The 22,380-nt window shown below is 49.3% G+C and carries 17 protein-coding genes and 2 tRNA genes; 4 read left to right on the top strand and 15 right to left on the bottom strand.

Going from position 1 to position 22,380, the window contains the following annotated elements:
• Positions 1 to 407 (top strand): calcium-binding protein (locus ABFZ84_RS06720; protein WP_369313196.1); only part of this gene is annotated, 407 nt, incomplete at its 5' end.
• 89 nt (positions 408 to 496) lie between these two features.
• Here the strand turns inward: ABFZ84_RS06720 and ABFZ84_RS06725 are convergent.
• The 8 genes from ABFZ84_RS06725 to queF all read right to left on the bottom strand — a co-directional run bounded on the left by ABFZ84_RS06725 (position 497) and on the right by queF (position 6,170).
• Positions 497 to 572: transfer RNA gene (locus ABFZ84_RS06725), tRNA-Lys, on the bottom strand.
• Between the two features lie 145 nt (positions 573 to 717).
• A complete protein-coding gene (gene tgt, locus ABFZ84_RS06730; RefSeq protein WP_369313197.1) occupies positions 718 to 1,845 on the bottom strand; it encodes a tRNA guanosine(34) transglycosylase Tgt in 1,128 nt (375 codons plus the stop codon).
• Positions 1,842 to 2,180, bottom strand: a complete 339-nt coding sequence (locus tag ABFZ84_RS06735; protein WP_369313198.1) for a tRNA-binding protein — start codon at positions 2,178 to 2,180, stop codon at positions 1,842 to 1,844. The genes tgt and ABFZ84_RS06735 overlap by 4 nt, the downstream gene beginning before the upstream one ends.
• Entirely contained in the window at positions 2,177 to 3,226 is a 1,050-nt protein-coding gene (gene queA, locus ABFZ84_RS06740) for a tRNA preQ1(34) S-adenosylmethionine ribosyltransferase-isomerase QueA (protein WP_369313199.1), read from the bottom strand. The genes ABFZ84_RS06735 and queA overlap by 4 nt, the downstream gene beginning before the upstream one ends.
• Before the next feature lie 34 nt (positions 3,227 to 3,260).
• The gene (gene cysE, locus ABFZ84_RS06745) at positions 3,261 to 4,094 is read right to left on the bottom strand and encodes a serine O-acetyltransferase (protein WP_369313200.1); all 834 of its coding nucleotides are present in this window, start codon (positions 4,092 to 4,094) and stop codon (positions 3,261 to 3,263) included.
• An 11-nt stretch (positions 4,095 to 4,105) separates the two neighbouring features.
• Positions 4,106 to 4,726, bottom strand: a complete 621-nt coding sequence (locus tag ABFZ84_RS06750; protein WP_369313201.1) for an NUDIX domain-containing protein — start codon at positions 4,724 to 4,726, stop codon at positions 4,106 to 4,108.
• Entirely contained in the window at positions 4,723 to 5,628 is a 906-nt protein-coding gene (locus tag ABFZ84_RS06755; RefSeq protein WP_369313202.1) for a peptidylprolyl isomerase, read from the bottom strand. Before ABFZ84_RS06755 ends, ABFZ84_RS06750 begins: the two co-directional genes overlap by 4 nt.
• 17 nt (positions 5,629 to 5,645) lie before the next feature.
• Complete coding sequence (queF, locus tag ABFZ84_RS06760) at positions 5,646 to 6,170, bottom strand: preQ(1) synthase (protein ID WP_369313203.1); 525 nt, start codon at positions 6,168 to 6,170, stop codon at positions 5,646 to 5,648.
• A gap of 151 nt (positions 6,171 to 6,321) precedes the next feature.
• Here queF and ABFZ84_RS06765 point away from each other — a divergent pair.
• Positions 6,322 to 6,397 (top strand) — tRNA-Phe (locus tag ABFZ84_RS06765).
• 22 nt (positions 6,398 to 6,419) lie between these two features.
• Here the strand turns inward: ABFZ84_RS06765 and ABFZ84_RS06770 are convergent.
• Positions 6,420 to 7,892, bottom strand: coding sequence for a lipopolysaccharide biosynthesis protein (locus tag ABFZ84_RS06770; protein WP_369313204.1), 1,473 nt, complete (start codon positions 7,890 to 7,892; stop codon positions 6,420 to 6,422).
• 66 nt (positions 7,893 to 7,958) lie between these two features.
• Positions 7,959 to 8,789, bottom strand: a complete 831-nt coding sequence (locus ABFZ84_RS06775) for a nucleotidyltransferase family protein (RefSeq protein WP_369313205.1) — start codon at positions 8,787 to 8,789, stop codon at positions 7,959 to 7,961.
• 212 nt (positions 8,790 to 9,001) lie between these two features.
• Here ABFZ84_RS06775 and ABFZ84_RS06780 point away from each other — a divergent pair, with 212 nt between their 5' ends.
• Positions 9,002 to 10,231, top strand: a complete 1,230-nt coding sequence (locus tag ABFZ84_RS06780; protein ID WP_369313207.1) for a hypothetical protein — start codon at positions 9,002 to 9,004, stop codon at positions 10,229 to 10,231.
• Positions 10,232 to 10,241: 10 nt separating this feature from the next.
• On the opposite strand, the gene ABFZ84_RS06785 is transcribed toward ABFZ84_RS06780, so the two are convergent.
• The 5 genes from ABFZ84_RS06785 to ABFZ84_RS06805 form a co-directional block, all read right to left on the bottom strand.
• Positions 10,242 to 10,910, bottom strand: a complete 669-nt coding sequence (locus tag ABFZ84_RS06785; protein ID WP_369313208.1) for an HAD-IB family phosphatase — start codon at positions 10,908 to 10,910, stop codon at positions 10,242 to 10,244.
• Between the two features lie 32 nt (positions 10,911 to 10,942).
• On the bottom strand, positions 10,943 to 12,532 hold the full coding sequence (locus tag ABFZ84_RS06790; RefSeq protein WP_369313209.1) for a peptide chain release factor 3: 1,590 nt from the start codon (positions 12,530 to 12,532) through the stop codon (positions 10,943 to 10,945).
• Positions 12,533 to 12,663: 131 nt separating this feature from the next.
• Positions 12,664 to 14,382, bottom strand: a complete 1,719-nt coding sequence (locus tag ABFZ84_RS06795; RefSeq protein ID WP_369313210.1) for an alkaline phosphatase D family protein — start codon at positions 14,380 to 14,382, stop codon at positions 12,664 to 12,666.
• A gap of 92 nt (positions 14,383 to 14,474) precedes the next feature.
• Positions 14,475 to 17,132, bottom strand: coding sequence for a TonB-dependent siderophore receptor (locus ABFZ84_RS06800; RefSeq protein WP_369313211.1), 2,658 nt, complete (start codon positions 17,130 to 17,132; stop codon positions 14,475 to 14,477).
• Between the two features lie 279 nt (positions 17,133 to 17,411).
• Positions 17,412 to 20,555, bottom strand: a complete 3,144-nt coding sequence (locus tag ABFZ84_RS06805) for an efflux RND transporter permease subunit (RefSeq protein ID WP_369313212.1) — start codon at positions 20,553 to 20,555, stop codon at positions 17,412 to 17,414.
• A gap of 210 nt (positions 20,556 to 20,765) precedes the next feature.
• On the opposite strand from ABFZ84_RS06805, the gene ABFZ84_RS06810 reads away from it, so the two are divergent.
• Positions 20,766 to 22,370 (top strand): phytoene desaturase family protein, encoded by a 1,605-nt coding sequence (locus tag ABFZ84_RS06810; protein WP_369313213.1) that lies wholly within the window; start codon positions 20,766 to 20,768, stop codon positions 22,368 to 22,370.
• Positions 22,371 to 22,380 lie beyond the last annotated feature (10 nt).

Genomic DNA, 22,380 nt, shown 5'->3' on the forward strand with positions numbered 1-22,380 from the left:
GGATGAAGGAACGCGTCATTCAGATTGGTAATGGCGGCGATGACACTCTGGTCGGTGGTGCTGGGAACGACTATCTGCGTGGTGACGCCGGTTCAGACACGTTAACGGGCGGTATAGGAAATGATACACTAGTCGGTGGCGATGACTCTGACGTCTTTGTCTATGAGCTCGGTGACGGATCTGACCGTATCTACGGTGGTTCAGGTTGGACTGATACGATTCAACTCGACCTTGGTGATATGACGATGGCCGACTTTGGAACCGACTGGACAGTTAATCTGACCCAAGGCTCTATCGTTTCGCAAGACGATAGTGGACTTGTCTTTAGTGATGACGCGAATGGGATAATCAACTTCGAAGACGGTTCGACAATTCAGTTCACTGAAATAGAGCAGGTATTAATCTAACGTGTTGGGCAATCAGAGTGCGGATTTCCTGATTGAATGAAAGTTCGCCCGTTGCTTGGTGAATTTCAGTTTTTGATCAATCAAGAAAATGGTGAGCCCAGATGGGTTCGAACCATCGACCTACTGATTAAAAGTCAGTTGCTCTACCGGCTGAGCTATGGGCCCACGACGTCGGGGATTTGAAATAGGCATCCCGTCTAAAGAAATGCCGCCCACGATCCCGTGAAGCGGCAACCGCCTTGGAAGGCGCGGAACATAGGGGCGCGTTTTGACGGGGTCAACCGATTCGGCACCATAAAATGATGCTTTTTTACACTAATTCTTCGCCCGTATCGTCTTTGAACTTTGACACAAATTCGTTGAATTGACCGGCGCTAATCGCATCACGTATCTCAGACATAAGGTCTTGATAATATTGAAGATTGTGCCAAGTCAAAAGCATGGGTGCCAGATATTCGCCGGCGCGGAACAGGTGGTGAATATAGGCTTTTGAATAATCGCGGCTGGCTGGGCAGTCGCTTTCGGGATCAAGAGGGGTCGGGTCATCAGCAAATTTGGCGTTCTTGATGTTGATGGGACCTGTTTTCGTCCACGCCTGCCCATGGCGTCCCGATCGGGTTGGGGCCACGCAATCGAACATATCAATGCCGCGAGCGACTGCGCCGACAATGTCAGCGGGCTTCCCGACCCCCATCAAATAGCGTGGTTTAGTTTGGGGCATGTGCGGCGTGGTGAAATCAAGAACGCGGAACATTTCCTCTCTGCCCTCACCAACGGCAAGGCCGCCGACGGAATACCCAGGAAAATCGATTTCCATTAATCGATCAAGGCTTTCCCGCCGTAAATCTTCGTAATTTGCGCCTTGCACAATGCCGAACAATGCTTGACCTGGTTTGGACAGGTTTTCAAAAGCTTGTTTGGAACGCTCGGCCCATCTCGCTGACAATAGCATAGAGTTTCGCGCGTCTTCATGAGCAATTGGAATGGCCGGACATTCGTCGAGTTGCATTTGGATATCCGATCCCAAAAGGCACTGAACTTCTATCGAACGTTCGGGCGTTAACATGTGCTTCGAGCCGTCAATATGGGACTGAAATGAAACACCTTCTTCAGTTAGCTTTCGTAATTTAGAAAGTGACATGACCTGAAACCCACCCGAGTCCGTCAGGATAGGCCGAGGCCAATTCATAAATTGGTGAAGCCCACCAAGTTTTGCTACACGCTCAGCCGTAGGTCGAAGCATCAAGTGATAAGTGTTGCCTAGTACAATGTCCGCACCGGTGGCCCGCACGTGATCGGGCAGCATTGCTTTGACTGTCGCTGCGGTGCCAACTGGCATAAAGGCTGGCGTTCTTATCTCACCTTTTGGAGTTGAAATATGGCCGGTGCGCGCTTGTCCGTCGGTGGCGGCAAGTGAAAAGCTGAATTTATCGGTCAATGCATCCTCCCGCCATTAGGCACTTTGCGTTCTGGTCCAATCAAAACGATTGCGCCGTCATTGTCGGAAAATCCGAGGACGAGGACCTCTGACATGAAATCGGCAATTTGGCGTGGTGGAAAATTGACTACCGCCGCTACCTGTCGGTCGATTAGATCTTTTTCGGTATAATGAACGGTAATTTGTGCGGAAGTTTTTTTGATACCAATTTCTTCACCAAAATCGATCCAAAGTTTCCATGCCGGTTTGCGTGCTTTAGTAAACGGTTCAACCTTTTGTACGGTGCCGACACGAATATCCACATTTAAAAAATCGTCTATTGAAATTTGGCTCATCTATCCCGCTCCAGCAAACATGCATCACCATATGAATAAAACCGGTACTCATTTTCGATCGCGTGTTTATAAGCATGTTTCATTTTTTCAACGCCCGCAAATGCGCAGACCAACATAAATAATGTTGATCGGGGCAGGTGAAAATTCGTAAGAAGAATATCTGCGGTTTTGAACTTGTACCCCGGCGTAATGAAAATATCAGTTTCATCTGCAAAAGATTGGATCATACCACAATCATCCGCAGCGCTTTCCAATAACCGCAATGAGGTCGTTCCCACTGCGACAATGCGGCCGCCGCGAGCTTTGCAGCTGTTTATTTGATCGGCTTGCTCTTTGGTAATCTCGCCCCATTCGCTATGCATTTTGTGAGCGGTCGTATCTTCTACGCTCACGGGCAAAAACGTGCCTGCACCAACATGGAGTGTGATCGAAATCTGGTCGGCACCACGTTCCTGAATTTTAGATAATAGTTCTGGCGTAAAGTGCAGGCCTGCTGTTGGCGCTGCGACCGAACCGGGCTCGTTAGCAAAGACTGTCTGGTAATTGAATTTGTCTTCGTCGACGGCGGCGCGTTTTCGTGCGATGTATGGTGGTAAAGGCATTACGCCGACTTGCTCTATGGCATCATCAAAACTTAGATCGCCAGTATCAAATTTTAAAATTGCTTCCGCACCTTCGCGTTTCATCACCTCACCACAAAGAGCTTCTCCGAATTGAACGACGTCACCAATTTTTAGCCGTTTTGCCGGACGGACGAATGCTCGCCAGCAGTTATTCCCAAGGTCGCGGTGTAGCGTGGCTTCGATTGAGACACGGTTCCCATCATTACGAGATGGACGAGTGCCAAAAAGTTGTGCCGGGATGACTTTAGTGTCGTTAGAAACAAGTAAATCGCCTGGACGTAATATATCGACCAGATCTCGGATGCTTTGGTCACCGATCCCGCTCGCACTGACGTGAAGCATCCTGGCACTATCTCTAGGAGATGCGGGCGCAACGGCTATACGTTCTTGCGGTAGTTCAAAGTCAAAGAGGTCTACGCGCATGCTCCGCGTCCAATCATCAGGCTACGGTACAATACTAAATTGAATAGGTGTCGTAATTAAATTTTTGATCCATCGTTTCTGACGGCGATGTATCTTGGCACGCGCCAACTGGTTTGGCTGGAACACCAGCAACAGTACAATGTGGTTCAACATCTTTTAGAACTACACTACCGGCTGCGATTTTGGCCCCTTCGCCAACGACAATGTTGCCGAGCACTTTGGCCCCAACGCTAATCAAAGCGCCGCGGCGGATTTTGGGGTGCCGGTCGCCTTCGTCTTTGCCCGTACCGCCAAGGGTAACGTTTTGAAGAATTGAAACGTCATCCCCAATTTCAGCTGTTTCTCCAATAACAATTCCGGTGGCATGATCGAAGAAAACGCCCTTGCCGATTTTTGTAGCGGGATGAATATCAACGGCGAAGAGTTCTGACATTCGGCTTTGAAGAAACTGAGCAAGTGCTTGGCGGTCGTTGCGCCATAACCAATTGGCCACGCGCTGCGCTTGTAGCGCGAGGTAACCTTTAAAATAGAGAAATGGCTGCATAAATTCGTGACAAGCAGGGTCGCGGTTGAACACGGCGCGTAAATCATAAAGGCCGGCATCGACGATGCCCGGCGCGCGACGATATGCTTCGGCACAAACTTCGCGCCAGAGCATCGCATTCATTTCTGGATCTGAGAGCTTTTGAGCCAGCCGATAGGAAAGAGCGATCTCAAAGCTTTCGTGATTTAGTATTGTGGCATGTAGGAAGCTAGCAAGAACTGGTTCAGACGCGGCGGCAGAGGCGGCTTCTATACGCATTTTCGACCAGGTTTGGTCCTGGGACAGCGCAACAACGTTTGATTGATCTGCGGAAGGTTTTGCCATGGCTTAGTTTCCTACTTTCGCTCGTGCGCATCAAGTATGTGGGCGGAAATAGGCGCTGGAACCTCGCCGCGCAAGGCCTTGGTATAAGCGGTCAGGGTCATCACGATTGTGAGACTGTCCGAAATTTCGCCGCTGAGAACCATTTCCAACAGTTTTTTGAACGGTACTTTCCGTATGGTTAATTCTTCTGAGGGCTCGGGTGCCGAAGTCCCTTGCTCCAAATCCCACGCTAAAAAACATATTGCGCGCTCGTCGGTCACTGAATTTGATACGTCGAATTCGGTCAATTTGATCCATGAATTAGCGCGTAATCCCGTTTCTTCGGCTAATTCTCGCGCGGCAGAGTCTAAGGCGGGTTTGTCTTTCTGCCCGCCGCCTTCGGGTAACTCCCAACTGTAGCGGTTGAGCGGAAATCGATGTTGGCCGACTAAAGTCACATTACCTTCCGCGTCAATCGGCAAAATACCTATGGCTAGGTTTTTGAAATTGACCACTCCATAAGTCCCGGATGATCCGTCGGGCTGAATGACGTTATGGCTAATTAACTCAATCCAAGGGTTGGTATAAATCTTTTCCGTAGACTCTATTTTCCAAGGGCCGACCATTGGCCTGGCATCGCCATTTTTTGTCATTCTTTGGCTGAACTGTCAGCGACAACCCGAACAGGCACGTTTGCCGCGCAGATATCGATATGGTCTGGCCGGAAATAGAAAAAGTCTTCCGGACGGTTTCTGCGGGCCTCAACGTATTCTTTGTATAGATCTGTATCGGTACGGAGGTATTGTAAGCGAGGCTGTTCTTTTGTGGGTAAGTCCGCAGCTATTCGCATGGAAACTATGATCTCGCCGGTGTCGTCTTCCGGTGTTTCTGCCGGGGCCACACGTCTTAGGGCTTGTAGATGTTCCATCCCTTTTACCACGCGTCCAAATACGCTCAGATTGCGATCGAGATAACGCTGTGGCTGAAGGGTAATATAGAATTCGGTGCCGGCAGTATTTTTGGCGGTATCACGCGCCATTGCCATTGCACCAGTGCAATGTAGATGCCAAATCGAATCATTCTCTGTATCGCGACCAGTGGGAAGGAACCCAAGGAACCCGACCTGCTCTGCATATCCATCGTGGTCCTTCAGCGCCGAAAATAATGACGCATCGCCGATTGTTTCTTCAAACTCAGCGGCCAATGATTTCATTGCAGTGTTTAGGGGGCGTGTTTCAAATTGATCGCCGCCCTGCGCAACAAAGCCGTCAATGACGCGGTAAAAAGACAAACCGTCATAAAACCCTTCTCGGGCGAGTGCTTTGATTTGGCTTGTGTGGTTGTTCGCTAGCTCGGTCGATAGTGCGACCACGACGTCACCTCGCTCTAGTTTTATAACAACTAGATTGTCGGGATCGAAACGTTGCCAATCGGACTCGGCTGTTGCTTCCAAGATTTCGCTGCTTGATCGTTTGCCTTCAAGCTCGTCCGCCGTTGCTGTGGTCAAGGAAATTGCGCTCACTGCCCACAAGCCTAGTAGGATATGCCGGTTCATAGCTCTTCCCTAATAATTTACCCTCGGCCACGATAAGGCGCTACGCCCGGTTCGGGAAGCCATAGCCCTTTTGGGGGGATTCCGGTCTGATAGAATACATCAATAGGAATACCGCCACGGGGGTACCAATATCCGGCAATTCTTAGCCATTTTGGCTTGATCGTGTCGACAATCCGCTTGCCGATCGCAATGGTGCAATCTTCATGAAAAGCGCCGTGATTTCGGAACGATGTTAGAAACAGCTTTAATGACTTAGATTCGACAATCAGTTTTGACGGGACGTAATCGATCACAAGATGCGCGAAGTCTGGCTGTCCGGTTACAGGGCAAAGTGATGTAAATTCGGGCGCTGTAAAACGCGCCAGATATAAATCAGTCGGATGGGGGTTGGGTGCAGTCTCTAAAATTGCCTCCTCGGGTGAGGCCGGCGCTGCTGTCTGCGCCCCAAGCTGAGACAAGTTATCCGTTTGGCTGCCAGGATTGGCCTTCGGTTTGGTTGATTTGGCGCGAGAATGCGTCGTTTTACGAGATTTTGTGGTCATGTTCGCCTTCTGAATTTACTTCTCCATAATGGAGTACGGTCAATCACGCAAAGAGGGGAGATTTTGGCGGCACTCCCCATAGACAAGCGCAGTAATCTTGGCCTATAAGCCCCGCTCCGCCAGATGGGTTTACTCATTTTTGGTGGCAGATGCCCGGGTAGCTCAGTTGGTAGAGCAGCGGATTGAAAATCCGCGTGTCGGTGGTTCAAATCCGCCCCCGGGCACCACTTTCCTGACAATTCGTCGATCTCAGTTGGCTTTGACTGGTTTCTGTGGCCGCAATAATTTGCGCGCAATCATAATATAACAAGACAGGAAAATAGATCCGGCGATAAATTGCATTGGCAATTTGTTGTCACCGAACTCGAGAATTCCGTATCCCAAAATGGTCGTGATAATTGCCAGAGTGAGAATGTGAAGGTAACTCCAGTTGAAAATCATGAAACCGAAAAGTCGCTTGACCAATATCAGTCTTATGGATGCGAGGGTGAGCATGGCCAATAAGAAACCTATTGCCGCGCCCATTGCGCCAAAATAGTGAGCAAAAAGACCAACTAGCATGCACTCAATGAAAACGGTGAATAAGATCGAGCGGGGCGGCCAGCGGGGGTGACGAAACACGACGGGAAGCTCAGTTAAGGCAACGGTTCCATCAATCAATTCTGAGAGCAACAGAATGACTAGGACGCTTGCCCCAACGGCGAAACCTCCACCGAACCAAGTCATGATCTGTTCTCCGAACAAAACGGTGAAGCTCAACATGCCCAACTGTACGGTAAATATAAAAAGACAAAGCCGGCTAAGGTGTTCGCCAATTTTCCCGTCCGTTTGCGCCTGTGCAATGATCGGTGCGAGCATTGGTTCATACATGTATCGGATTTTTTCAACCACTGTCGCCAGTTGTCGCCCTAGGTAATAAACTCCGGATGCCGAAGGGCCCACGACCAATCCAAGAATAATAATATCTATACGCCGTAAAGCAAAAATTCCGGTCTCATTAATTGCAATCGGGAAGCTTCGTTGACCCATGCGAAGGCTGTTTTTAATGAGTGGTGATTGCTGGGGCAGACCATACATTTTTGTAGCAACAAAAAATGCAAGTAGAGCCGCACAAAATAGCGATAATATGTAGCCGCCTATAAGGGCCTCAATCAGCGACACTTTTAGCTGGTCCCCGAGTATTTGGCTTGAAGATAGGAAATAGCCAAGTAGGGCGAAAATCAAAAACCCCCAAGGTTTCACAATAGCTTTTGCGATCGTGTCCCAAGCAACCGTACGAAAGTGACGAGTTGCGGTAAGTGCTACATCACTCATAGCAATCAATGGCACGCCCAGAGCAGCGAGGCGCGGCGTCGCGCCGGTGGGAAAAATTACCCCCCAAGAAAACCACAACACGATGGCAATAGTGATTGATATGATTGTCGCGAGCAAAAGCCCTTCATACACCGTAGAACTAAGGGAATGAGCGGTGCCATCGGTATTTGCCAATTCACCCAGCAAGGTCTTGTTTAAACCAAAGGTGGAAAAAGCGGCGCAAAGCTCGATAATTGCGACCGTTTCGCCAAGTCGCCCAAAAGCGGCTACGCCATACATTTTTGCAACAAAAACGATCAGAAGTATCCGGGCGATCATCCGAACACCCGAACCTGATAATATTTGACGAGCACCGCGAGACAGGTCGCGTTGATCACGGATCATTTCACTTTGTTCGTGGTGAGGCATTTATAGCTCGGCTAATGGAAGTGTTACTGGCATTGGTGAATGCGAATTCGGGAGCCTCTTGTTGGATTACTGTTCAGTCCGGAGTATATGATTTACCGTCTCAAGATCGGAAACTTTGTCCACATCCACGGCCGCATTGGCATGCGACAGTGTAACAGGTCGCACCGAACAGCCGAGCTTATTTGAAACCCTGCGGAATGCTGTTTCCAGTGTAAAAATGCGTAGGGCAAATCCGACCAAGTTCAGTACACCAAATTGTGAAATCATTTTCCACGGGCGTTTTCGATTGGCTTCAATTCGCTGAAAGAACTTAATTGCATCGCGTCCGTCTGAACCACTGATCGCAAATAGGTTTGCGCCGGATATTTCTGTGTCGCGCAGCCGCAGATAGGTTCTATTCATCTTAGGGTGTGCGGCTTCAATCACGGCTTTGTTAACGAATGCTATATTGATCCCGACCTGCTGCTCGGCTTCACTAAGGAAGTCGTCCACCATCTCCGCAGTAAGAAGAGGGTGGTCAGATGTCGTAATCAAAAAACGGCTGTCATTCGGGCGCTGATTAATAGCGTCTATGACGCTGTCGCTGATTGTATTTCGAGCTGGCGATATCGAGTATGGAGTTCCCCCAAAGGCACTCGGCAGCCCGGTAATATTTTCAACGGAGCCAAGATCATCGGCTGCGACGAGAATGACATGGTGGATGCGTTTTGTTCCGCAAAGAGCGCGTATTACACGGGTCAGCATAGGTGTGCCGTTGACCTCTACCAGCGCTTTATAGGTTTGGTTGTGGGCGGCAGCTACTGGATCAATGCCGGGACGTTTGCCGGCGAGAACAATTGCGGTATACCCTCCCGAATACTGAGGGGCCGCGCTATTATCGGTGGCCACAGATGGCATATTTTGGTTCCTCCAAGTCGACGATTACAGCCAATAAGATGCGGCTAAAACTCCCAGCCATGCACATTTTTCGTAGATTTCTAGTTTGGTGGAGGGCTAACTATCGGGTATTTATTCGAAATTATTCCCTCGGGCACTATTGGGGGAGTTCTGCGGATATCCAGAAAGTAGACATAGGCGAATTTCGTCGAGTTCCCTATAAGTTAATTGCGATGACAGGTTTGAGCACATTTGAAGCCTCTGAAAAGGTAACGCGGCGGGTCGAAAACCGCAAAACCAATAGCGCTAAGCGCGTTATTGGTTTTTTGTTCTTGCATGAACAGCCGCATCAAATTCCGCATCTCGCACCGATCCTAGAATCGCTAACAAGCATCAGCGAATATGACGAAATCCATGCTTATGTGATGGGGCAGGAAAATGCGGACCTGCTCAAGGCATTGATGTCCGAGGAAGTCTTTGGCCAAATTAATTTAGTTGTTCTCGAGCCGCCGGTTTTATCAAAGGTGTTGGAAGCTTTGATTGGTAAAGCTGCCCCTTTGAGACGCATCGGCGCGTTATATTCTATCCGCAAAGATTTAGCCCGGATGGATGTGATCGCATCGCCTGAGATGACCTGCCTTCTTCTAAAAACGCATTTCGGAATTAAAAATGCAAAACTAGTGTGGACGCAGCATGGGTGTGGCGATCGAGCGGCGGGATTTAAAAAGAGTATAAAAAATTTCGACCATGTATTTGTACCGGGAAATAATCAACGGAACCGGATGTTAAAAGAAGACGTGATTTCCGATGGTAATTTCACGGTTGTGGGATATCCAAAATTTGATCTCGTTCATGATAAAACATCAAACGCTTCGCGATTTTTCGATAATGAAAACCCGACCATCGTTTATAACCCTCATTTTGATCCAAGCTTGTCATCTTGGTACAAACATGGGGAGCAGGTTCTGGAGTTATTCGCTAACCGGTCTGACTTTAATTTAATCTTTGCGCCACATATTATGCTGTTTTCTCGAAAATTGCATATGACGGCAAATTTGAGCGCTATTGAGTGGCGCAAATCTCTAAACAAGCGGTTCTATAACCTTCCGAACATTCATATTGATACAGGGTCGATTAATAGTATCAATATGACCTATATGCGGGCGGCGAATGTGTATTTAGGTGATGTTTCAAGCCAGCTTTATGAATTTCTATTTAAGCCGCGAATGTGCATCTTTTTAAATAGTCATGGCGTTCAGTGGGAAAATGATCTGAATTATGCCAACTGGTCTTTAGGACATGTTGTCTCCCGGCCGGATGAAATAAATGCTCTTTTGGATCGGTACCATGACATTAAAGATGATCACAGAGCCCGTCAAAACTTGACGTTTAGGGAAACATTTGAAGAGCCATTTTTGGGTGGCTCGGAACGTGCTGCGCTTGCGTTGAGCCGAATTCGTTAGGGGCTGTATGTTACCAATTTAAGACCGGATATTCGAGGGCATCAGTCTTCTTTTTGGTTTTTGGATTGGGTGAAATTACGAAGGGCGCTTCAACTTTTTTGAATAAAGCGATGTCGGAATGGTGGTCGCTATAAAACGTCCAATGTTGTTCTTGTCGGCTTTGTTCAAGCGCACCACTCATTTCCTTCGTTACCATATCGAGTTTGTTCTCGCCGTAGCAATTTCCACCTAGAATTATCGGCGGGCCCGAAGAAATTTGCTCAAAATTAGTGACCGTTGAAATACTTTTGTCGAAGCCTAATTTTTCAGCAAAAAGATCAGCATAAAAATCAACACTAGCGGTGGCGAGGACGGTATAATCGCCGTTTTTCTGGTGATGCTTTAACGCTTCAATCGCTTTGGGACGAATACCGGTTAACAGCGTCTGGTCGACGAAAGAATGGGAATGTTTAGCGATTTCGTCGGCCGTAAATTCAGACAGAGCAATCTCCATCATTTTGTTCTTTAGAGAAACTCGATCCAGCCGACCTTGGACGTAGGATACCAATGGCCCAGTAAAGTTCGGCGCTAAGGTTAGTTTTGAAAATGTGTTGGCTCTCGTGCTGAGAAGGAACGGCGTGAAGGTTCCGATTTTTGTAATCGTCCGGTCAAGATCGAATATGGCAACGCGTTGGGTCATTTATAGCTCGTAAAAACTGTGAATTGAGGTGCTTAAACGCGTTCGCGTGTTTTTAGAAATTTGAGTTTAGGGTTTTTTTCTTCGGTGTAGCCAGCTTCCCATTGTGAGCGGGCGAGGAAAACCGGTGAGCCGTAGCGGTCGTGGGCAACAGCGTTTCGATTTTTTCCGATGAATTCGTCGATATCGCTTGTCGCCCCACTTAACCAACGAACGGCGTCATAGCCACACACTTCTAGAGAGGCGGCGACATCATATTCGGCTTTCAGGCGCTCTTGAATAACATCGAGCTGCAAAGACCCGACGACCCCAACGTAAAAATCCGAGCCGAGCGTAGGCGTGAAAACTTGGCTTGCACCTTCTTCGGCCAAGGCAATCATAGCTCGTTTCATCTGTTTCGACTTCATCGGATCATCTAGCCGAACACGGCGGATAATTTCTGGGGCAAAATCAGGGAGACCCAAAAATTGTAACCCGTCCCGTTCTGTCAATGTATCGCCAACGCCCAATGCGCCGTGGTTGGGGATGCCAACAATGTCTCCGGCCACGGCCTCCTCGACCAATTGGCGATCTTGGGCGAGGAAGAAAATGGGGTTCGCGACGGCGAGTGATTTATTCGTTCTCGTTACTTTTAGTTTCATTTTGCGCTGAAACTTTCCGGAACACATACGGACAAAAGCGATGCGGTCGCGGTGGTTCGGGTCCATGTTTGCTTGGACCTTGAAAACAAAACCAGAGACGTAGTCGGCATTAGGCGGAACTTTTTCTTCGATGCCTTGCGCAATACGTGCTTTTTGCATGCCCGGTGGTGGAGCATATTTTCCGACGTCTCGAAGCAATTCCGCAATCGTAAACTGACGCAATGCTGAGCCAAAATAGACCGGGGTTAGGGTGCCTTCGCGAAATGCCTGAAGGTCGAAAGCGCTATAGCCTTCGGCCGCGAGTTCCATCTCGCCACGAACCTCTTCCATTATTTCAGCGCCGACGAGGTCATCGAGGCGAGGGTCTGCTGGCGATGACACATCAACAGCGCGATCAAAACCTATTGCGCTATCTTCGGCGGGCAAAAGCACACGGTTGTGATCCATGTCGTAACAGCCGCGAAACCGCCCGCCGGTGCCAATAGGCCAGACCTTGGGGGTAACGTCGAGCGCTAATTGGTCCGATATTTCTTCGATAAGGTCGAACGGGTCGCGGCCTTCGCGGTCGACTTTGTTGATAAAAGTGATGATCGGAATGTCGCGTAATCGGCAAACTTCAAAGAGCTTTCGGGTCTGCGGCTCGATCCCTTTGGCAGCGTCAACGACCATGATTGCTGAATCGACGGCGGTCAGTGTGCGGTAGGTGTCTTCGGAAAAGTCCTCGTGCCCCGGCGTATCGAGGAGATTGAATACATTCCCCTCGAATTCGAATGTCATAGCCGAAGTAGTCACCGAGATTCCGCGCTTTTGCTCGATAGACATCCAATCGGAATGGGCCCGGCGCCGCTCGCCTTTGGCTTTTACCTCGCCGGCCAATCGGATTGCGCTGGACGCCAATAAGAGCTTTTCCGTCAGCGTGGTTTTACCAGCGTCCGGGTGGGAAATAATGGCGAAGGTTCGGCGATTTAGGTATTCGTCGGTCATGAAACTCACGGAATTTGCGTAGGCACTCTATAAACATATGCCCCCAATTAAAAAAATGGGGGCATTTCTTGAGTGCTTTACTTCTATAATGTCGGTTAGTCACGCAACATCCGGTAAGAATCTGTCCTTCTTTATTCGGTTTTGACCAAGGTTGATGGGCCTTGTGGTGTCAAATGGGATTGTACGGTGAGGAATTTGGTCGTTTCGTAATCCTGACTTTGGGTTGTGCTGACTTTTATATAATCCGCTTTAATTTCGGATTTTGATGCCGTGACAACCACAAAACCATGATCATGAACATTGGCATGTGCCACATCTGAATTCTGGGCGATTACGCCTTTTGCTGCGATTTCAAAAATGGCGGGATCATCGCTCAGCATTTCGTAGCCGCCGGGGGAGGTGATGCCGCCAGTTCCAAATTCAATGCCAATCTGGCTTTCATCTTTTGCGGAATGAAGGTTGTTTGCCCAGAACATATGACTGTCGCCAGAAAGGACGACAAGATTGGCGTTCGTTGCTTTGACTGAGTCGTAAAGACGCTCACGAGCGGCGGGGTATCCATCCCAAGAATCTAAACTAACGGGGAGGCCAAGCTGTGAGCGTTCCAGCCACATTGCGGTGTAGCCACCCTTACTCATCGAATCGTTCAGCATCTTTGGTGGGAGTAGTTTCATAAAGTTTGGCGTATTCATCCGTGCCATGACGGTCTGATTGCCGAGTATTTGCCATGCGGCACCACGATCACGAGATTCTTTTAACGCACCCTCCAGCCACTTTTCCTGCGCGGCACCCATCATGGTCCGCGAAGGGGCACCTAGAACGTCATTTCTGAATAGCTCGATATCTGGCTCCCCATTTTTCATGGGTAAATCGCGGCTATAACTTAGGGGTTCGTTTCGACCGGTTAGTCGTGTTTCAATGACCAATAGGGATGCAATGTCACCAAAATCATACGTTCGGTTTAGTCGTTCGGCGGCGGACCCAGCGACAGGGTCGCGCATGGGCATCCATTCAAAATAGGCGCGCAAAGCGGCATCACGCCGCGTTTCCCACTTTCCTTCGGCATCTTCGTGATGATTGGAAGAGCCGCCAGACCAGCTATTATTTGCGGTTTCGTGGTCATCCCAAATGGTAATGAAGGGTGCATTTGCGTGGGCGGCTTGCAGGTCGGGGTCTGATCGGTATTGAGCGAAACGCTCGCGGTAATCAGATAGGGTGACAATCTCGTGGGCTGGTTTATGCAAACGCCCTAATGCTTCGCCGGTTTTGGAATCATATCCGTCTGCGGCGTATTCGTAGATATAATCACCGACATGTACGACGGCATCCAGGCCTTCGATTTTTGAAATTTCGCGATAGGCATTATAGAAACCTGAAGGGAAATTCGCACAGGAAGCAAGTGCAAACTTGATCGACCGTACATCATTGTTCGGTAGCGTGCGTGCGCGCCCGGTGGTTGATACGTTCTCACCGCCTGTGAAGCGATAAAAATATGTGGTGCCGGGTTCTAACCCGGTGATATCGACCTTGACCGTAAAATCTCTATCGGCGGTCGTTTGTATTTTTCCGCTCCGAATAACGGCATCAAAATTTGTGTCTTTTGCAATGTCGAAACCTACATTGGCGATGTTATTACCATTCGCTGGTAGCGCTCTCGTCCAAATCACAAAGGAAGTTTTTGTAGGGTCACCCGACGCGACGCCGGATTGAAATTCTGCAAAAGTTGTTTTTGCTGAGTTAGAAAGTGTGGTGCAACTGCCTAAAATCGAAAAACCTGCGCCCGCCGAAATGCCCTTCAATGCCTGTCGGCGTGTAACCATCTGATGATGTGGGGTGCCAGAATTTTTCATATAATAAGCGTCCTTCTGATGAGCGATATTACTGGAGTTTATATGTATAAAAGGCGCGATCCATTATGATCGCGCCCCATTAGTTGTCTATTTTAGAAGTCGTAAGAGAGAGACACGCGGAAAATACGTGGAAGACCGGGCATAACGGCTACTTCTTTGTAAACTTCAGCGGATGGTGTGAAGTATCGTTTGTCAAAGAGATTATCGACATTCACTGAGAGCGTAAATTGCTCAAATTCTACGAAAGCGGCAATTTTTGCCAATGTGTACGAAGGCAAAACGATATCATTTTCAAAGATACCGCCTGTTTCCGATACGTAGCTCCCGCCCGCAGTGATACCTGCGGTGGCGTTTCCACCAAAGAAAGTAAATGGGTTCGTTGTGTATGTACCATAAACGCTAGCAACAATATCGGGGATCGTTGAAAGCGTATAGCCATCGGCTAAACTTGGGACGTAACCCGCATTGTTGAATGCGAATGTTCCGCCATATCCAAGAATACCGTCTACCCCAAATTGATCGGGACGTACTTGCAGGTATTCACCGCGACCGGCACCAGGTGCATCGACGTTGGTTTCTTGCTTCGTGAAGGACGTTGTGAAGCTAAGGTTATCGGTAGCGAGCCAGTGAATTTCGGCTTCGAATCCTTCAGCGGTTGTTCCGCTGATATTACCAAGCAAGTCTGTCTGACGGCGGAATTGTTCATAATACGCAAAACTACCGAACAAGTTACCATCAAGAATAGAGAACTTAATGCCTGCTTCTTTAAGTTTGGACGGAGAGATGTAGAGGCCAGAACCGATGGTCCCTTCACTGACGCCACCAGTCTGTGACGATTCAAGCGAACGGGGTTCGGCATAGGTAATGTATGGTGTGACCCCAAATGGCGTCTCATAACGGCCAGATAATGACCAAGTTACCGCACCACTATCACCTTTTACGAGTGTGTTGGCGACGCCAAAAACAGTTTCCCCAGTGTTGATAGCCTGTAGGTCAAAATAGTCATATCGGAGGCCAGCAAGTATACTAAACCGGTTGAATAGCTTGATATCTGACATTCCAAAAACTGAAGAGGAATTCCACTTCATGTCCCGGCGTGAATCCCATGCGGGTTCTCCGCCAATCATGTTCGGTGCTAAGATGCGATCACCGCTAGTTGCGCCGAATGAAAGATCACGACGGTCGAGCGCTACATACCCTGACAGGAATGATTCATATTGTTTTGCATTGTGTCGACGATGAGCAATTCCGACTACGGAGTCTGCCGTTAAATTGTCCCCAAACGAAGTATTAAAGCTATAGCTTGCCCGACCTTCGACGGCTGTAGCTTCGTAATCTGCGGCAAAACCAAAGCTGTTAAATTTTTGATTTTCCATGTGATCAACAAAGAGTTGAAACGAGAATTTGCTGTCGTCACTATAAACGCGTTCTAGCGCAGCGTAGCCAGTGATTGTCTCGGTATTGTTGTAGTCACCTTCGTCAGCGAAAATCTGACTTCCATCCAGCTTTGTAATGCCGACACCTTCGTCGAGTGCAAATTCTGGAAGAGCAGAACCAAAAAACTCTGCAATTTGGCGAATGTTTGAGGTGCCAAAGAATGATCCGATTGCGGTATCGATTTCACCATAATTAAGGTAACCATCGCCATCGAGATCGCGGATGTCAGTATCGCGACCCGTGATATAATTTCCATTATCAACGAGATCTTGTGTGAGGCGGTTCCAACCGGGGGATTGGATGCGGCCAGACTCGGTGAAGTACATCAAATTAAATTCGACACTCCATTGCTCGTCAATATCACCAACATAGGTACCCTGGAGGTTTGTATGTTTTGGATGAATGTTTTGGTAATACGAATCTGAATCTTCATGTTCGCCAAAGAAGTGAAAACCACCATTTCCAACAGGAATAGAAATTTCCCCTGAAAATACTGTTTTGTCATACGAACCGGCGGTTACATTTAGAGAGCCAGAAAGTTCGTCTACATATTTTGAATTTTCACCGCGCGCTGTCTTCGGCATAAAGTTTAATAGACCACCGACTTTTCCGGGGCCATAAATTGGTGACGATGGTCCGCGTAGGACCTCGACATAAGATGCCGCGCTGAGGTTTGAAGAGTAAGTTCCCCGGTTCTCGATTCGTTTGAAGCCTTGGAAATATGTGTCAGCGAGCGTTCCGCGAACGTTCAGGTTCCCCGGTACGCCAAAAAAGCTAGCGGTAAACGTACCTGGAACGGCTGCTAACAAATCATCCACATCTTGCATGCCGTAACGGTCAATCGTGATTTCACTGACCCGGCTTGCCGCGCGCGGCGTTTCTAACAATGAAAGTGAAAGACCTGTGAGTGAGTCTGTCGCGCCTTTTTGCAAAAGGTTGAGCGGATCTAACCGTGTGCCAGTGACGATGATTTCATCGCTTTGCATCGTTGCGGGTTCAACAACGATTGAACCGTCGGAAAGCGTACGATAGCTGAAATTTGTGCCGCGAAGAAGTTCAGACAACGCTTCACGAACTGACATTGTTCCGGATACGGTCGGTGCACGCAGATCGGACAGGCGAACACTATTCGTATTAATCGAAATGTCTGCCTGATTAGCAAGCGCTTCAATGGCAGAGTTAAGTGATTGTGCTTGAATACGTATATTAGTTTGATTGTCCAGATTTCCTTGAGCGAATGCGGTTCCCGAAAATAGGATAGTGGCAACCGATCCCAGAAGAAGTTTTCGGATTCTGGAATTAAAAGTAGTCATTGTAACACCCTGTTTTCTCGCGCCTCGGCGCGATCACTAATTACTAAAGGCAGAAACGCCCCCGAGGATGTCCATGTGCGGACAATGTGACAATAATATGTAGCTTTTGTGAAATGAACTATAAGTTCTTGGATAGTGCACTTATGTCGCTGTCATGCATTTTGAAACAAAGAAATTGTTATGACTGTCGTAACTGAAGGGCGTGATTAAAGAAACTAACGCGCAGTTATGACAGTCATAACCCGGATGATTCGATTACTGTTGTTTTGTTTTTTGCACTTATCGCTTTGGTGCACTGGCTAATTCTTCTGCAACTTTCTGACTTTCCGATGCGCGTGGTTTCGAAAAGCCTGCGAGCAATAAGAATGCTACCGGTGTTAGGAAGAGTGTGAAGAAAGTAGCAAAACCCAAACCACCGACAACGACCCACCCAAGAGCGGCACGGGATTCCGCACCCGCACCACTTCCCAAGATAAGCGGGAAGCCACCCAGAAAGGTTGAAATTGCCGTCATAAGAACGGGCCGGAAGCGCGTAATGGCTGCGCGTTCAATCGCTTCGCGCACGCCGGCACCATCATCGCGAAGTTGGTTCGCGAATTCGACAATCAAGATGCCATTCTTTGCCATGATGCCGATGAGAAGTACCAAACCAATTTGACTATAAAAATTGATAGAACCGCCGGAAATGCCAATGGCGTAAATTGCAGCGGCCAGACCGAATGGCGCAGTTGCCATCAAAATAAAAGCGCTCACAAAGCTTTCAAATTGTGCGGCCAAAACAAGTAATACGATCAGTGCGGCCACGCCGATAACAATTATATAGTTTTGGTTTGAGTTTTCCAGAACGCGGGCCTCGCCGAGCAGCGTTACCGACATGCCGCCTGAAAGTTCTTCGGCGGCTACTCTGCGCATTTCAATGATTGCATCGCCAAGCCGCGTTCCTTCGGCAAGGGTTGCGGTAATCGGGACCGCTCGGCGACGCTGTTCGCGCGATAAATTTGAAGCGACGGCTGTTTCGCTGACAGAGGCGACCGACGATAACGGAACCGAAACCCCGCTACTGGAGCGAAGGAATATATTCTCTAAGTCCGTTGGGTCATTTACGGGATCGCCGCCCGTTGTGGCCAACACTTCAATGATGTCATCGCCAACAAATATATCAGCAGCTCTATACTCATCAGCCATCGTTTGAATGGTGGTCGTGATGCTGTTGATGGGAATATTCAAAGCTGTCGCAGCTTCACGGTCGATACGGATCGAAATTTGAGGTTGCGACACTTGGAAATCCAAACGTACATCATCAAACATTGGATCACTGTTTAGGCTGGTGGCTAATAGCTCGGCTGCGTCAGCGGCATGTCCATAATCGTCACCGATGACCGCAAACTTCAACCCTTGGCCTGCGCCCCGAATACCGAGCGAACTACCGCTTCGTATGAAGATACTGATTCCGGGAATGCCGCTGGTTAAGTTGCGAACGGTATTTTCCAACTCGGCCTGACCATATTCACGTTCGCTCCACGCTGGCATGCGGGCGATGATGAAGGAGCGTGTTCCACCACCAATACCGTTTATCGACTGAATGCTGGATACTTCCCCCGATTCAATTAGAGGGGCGATCCGGTTTTCAACCTCGAGAACTTTGCGGTCGAGATATTCAAAGCTTGCCCCTTGTTGGGCGGCAACCAATATGAAAACACGTCCACGATCTTCTTTTGGCGTGAGTTCCATCGGCAAGGCTTTGAAGGTGAAAAATGCACCAGATGCAAATAACAAACATACGCCGATAACCGCGATGGGGTGCCCTAAAAGGTGGCGTATGACGACGCTGTAAAGGCGTGTGAGTGCACTTTGCTTAATGGCTGTGCTTGGGTTCTCGGTGGCGGTCGCATTTTTAGGGGAGGGCGATTTCTCGCCGCCTCCGAACTTAATCGTTAGAACAGGACACAAGGTCAAAGCGACTAATGAAGAAACAACAACTGCAAAAGCGAGCGTAAACCCAAATTCGGAAAATAATTGCCCTGCTTCGCCGGGTAAGAATGAAATTGGAATGAAAACCGCAGCCAGGGTTGCTGTGGTTGAAAGAACCGCAAAAATAATTTCACGGGTCCCCAAGATCGCCGCGGCCCGGACACCTGCGCCCTTAGAGCGCCAACGCTGAATGTTTTCCGTTACAACAATGGCGTCGTCAACAACAAGACCAGTTGCCATGACGAGCGCCAATAAGGTGATGAGATTTATCGAAAACCCTGCAATCCAAAGAAGCGCGATGGTGCCCAATAGAGAAACCGGTATCGTGATTGCCGGGATTACCGTTGCACGGAGTGAGCGTAGAAAAAGAAAAATGACGCAGACAACAATCAGTGTAGATAGTAAAAGATTTCGAATAACTTCATTCACGGACTGCTGGATAAAAATTGCATCATCGCTGACGATATCAACGATAACGTTGGGCGGAAGTTCGCGAGTTAGCTCATCAACTGCGGCACGAACATTTTTGGCCACTAAAAGCGTGTTTGATTGCGCTTGGCGGACAATACCAATCCCGATGCCGGTCGTACCGTCTACACGTGAGCTTGTTGTCTGATCCTCAAAGCCCCACTCGACGATGGCAATATCAGAGATGCGTGTGTTGTCATCTAGTTTCAGCGCGCCAATCTGTTCCGGTAGGACCGCCTCGGATTCCGTTCGTATCAAAAGCTGTTGGCTCGCGCTTCGTAGTTGACCACTTGGCGCGCTTTGAGAGGCGGTGGCGAGAACCTGCATTACATCGTCTATGGTATAGCCTCGCGCGGCCAAAGAAACTGGCATAATGCGAACGCGAATGACGCGATTTTTAACCCCATAATCATCTGCTTGGGCAACGCCTTCGATCGCTTGTAGTCGGGGAAGGATGACGTCATCGACGAGGTCTGCAAGAACGCCGGGGTCCATTTTTTCGGCGGATACTGCAATACGCATGACGGGTGAGGAATCGGAATCGGCTTTGACGACCCGAGGTTCATCTATGTCATCCGGCAAATCGCGGCTGATGCCTGACACGGCATTTTTGATGTCTGTTGCGGCAATATTGATGTCACTGGAGCTTGAAAATTCTGCGACGACGCGGCTGCGGGCATAGCTTGATGACGACGAAATTGATTGAACCCCATCAACCTTAGCGACGGCGCTTTCAATGATCGATGTAACCTGCGCGTCCATGGCTTCTGGCGTTGCGCCAGGATAGCTCGTGTCAATCGTAACGACGGGACGATCCACATCGGGTAACTCGCGAATTTCGATGCCCTGCATCGCTGCAAAACCGGCAATCGCAACCAGCAGACTAAGCACCGCCGCAAGAACTGGGCGCTGAATGAAAATACCGACAAACCCGGCGGCTTGGCCAGAAGGTTGCTCGGAGGAATGAGAGGAGCCTTGCTGCATTATATTGCTGCTTTCCAAATATTAGCCGTCGCGGCGAGAGATATTCCAGTGAACATATTAAGTCAGCCCTAATGGGCGGGGATATCTATCCCCCAAAAAAATGCATGTTTGCTGTCCCGAGGATTGTCGTGTTTGCCGCGCACGGATAGGTTGAGCGATTGTCCTGTATCGAGCGGGTGGACCAAAGATCAACCACGGGATGGTTCTACGATGGCGAGCAAAAAATATGACGCGGTTGTTGTGGGTGGCGGGCATAATGGGCTCGTTTGTGCCTTTTATCTTGCACGTGCTGGTCTGTCTGTTCGGGTCTGTGAACGGCGTCATATCGTTGGCGGAGCCGCAGTCACCGAGGAATTCTATCCTGGTTTCCGCAACTCCGTCGCTAGTTATACGGTGAGCTTGCTCAATCCCGTCGTTATTTCTGAAATGAATCTTGCGGGGCGTGGGTTAAAAATTGTGCCTCGACCCATCTCTAACTTCCTCCCGACTTTGAATGGGGGCTATCTTAAAATCGGCGGCGACCTTGAGCAGACGCAAGCAGAAATTCGGAAATTCTCTCGGGACGATGCGGATCGGCTGCCCGCATATTATGCGCGGCTAGAGGCGGTGGCGGATCTCTTGCGGGAGATCGCGGTCAAAACACCGCCAAACCCGGGCGGGGGAATTCCGGCGGCACTTCGTGCGGCGACCCAATTATGGCCGGTGGTCAGGGGTGGGGCGGCGCTCCACCAAGATGTTCTCGACCTTTTCACCAAGAGTGCCCGTAGTTTTCTCGATGCCTGGTTCGATTCAGACCCCGTAAAGGCAGTTTTTGGATTTGATGCCGTGGTCGGGAATTATGCCAGTCCGGATACGCCGGGGTCTGCTTATGTTTTGTTGCACCATGTATTCGGCGAAGTGAATGGTGTGAAGGGCGCGTGGGGACACGCCATTGGCGGTATGGGCGCAATAACTGAAGCCATGCGAGACGCGTGCGTCGAACTTGGTGTCGAAATTACAACCGATACGCCAGTACAAAGTGTCACTGTTACGGCAGGGCAGGCAACCGGGGTCGCACTCGAGAATGGCGACGAGATCACTGCTGATCGTGTGGTGTCAAACGTCAATCCAAAATTGTTATATGAAAAATTGACTCCCGCCGATGCTCTTGAACCAGAATTCCGTCGACGGATGGAAGGGTGGCGTTGCGCATCGGGGACGTTACGCATGAATGTTGCGCTGTCGGAACTGCCGAATTTTAATTGCCTGCCCGGCGCGTCTGTTGGTGATCATCACCAATCGGGAATTATCATTGCGCCAACTTTGGACTATATGGACAGGGCGTTCAGCGAGGCAAAGCTTCATGGCTGGTCAAGTCAACCGATCGTTGAAATGCTAATTCCGTCAACGCTCGACGACACGCTTGCCCCAGAAGGGATGCATGTGGCGAGTTTGTTCTGCCAGCAATTTTCACCTGACTTGTCAGATGGTCGCAGTTGGGTTGACCACCGTGAAACAGTAGCCGATTTGGTGATCGACACGGTTACAGAGTATGCGCCGAATTTTAAAAAATCCGTATTGGGACGAATGGTCCTGACCCCCCAAGATTTAGAAGATAAATTCGGGTTGATCGGCGGCGACATCATGCATGGTGCGATGACGCTGGATCAAATGTGGGCAGCGCGCCCAGCATTGGGTTATGGCGATTATCGGGGGGCGTTAAAAAAACTCTATCATTGTGGTGCGGGTGCGCATCCCGGCGGTGGTGTAACCGGTTTGCCGGGGCGGAATGCGGCGCGTGAAATTTTGCGCGATACGGGAAGACCTCTCGGTTGAGGCTCGGTCG

The sequence above is a fragment of the Hyphococcus lacteus genome (genome assembly GCF_041058985.1).
GTDB classification, from domain to species: domain Bacteria; phylum Pseudomonadota; class Alphaproteobacteria; order Caulobacterales; family Parvularculaceae; genus Hyphococcus; species Hyphococcus lacteus.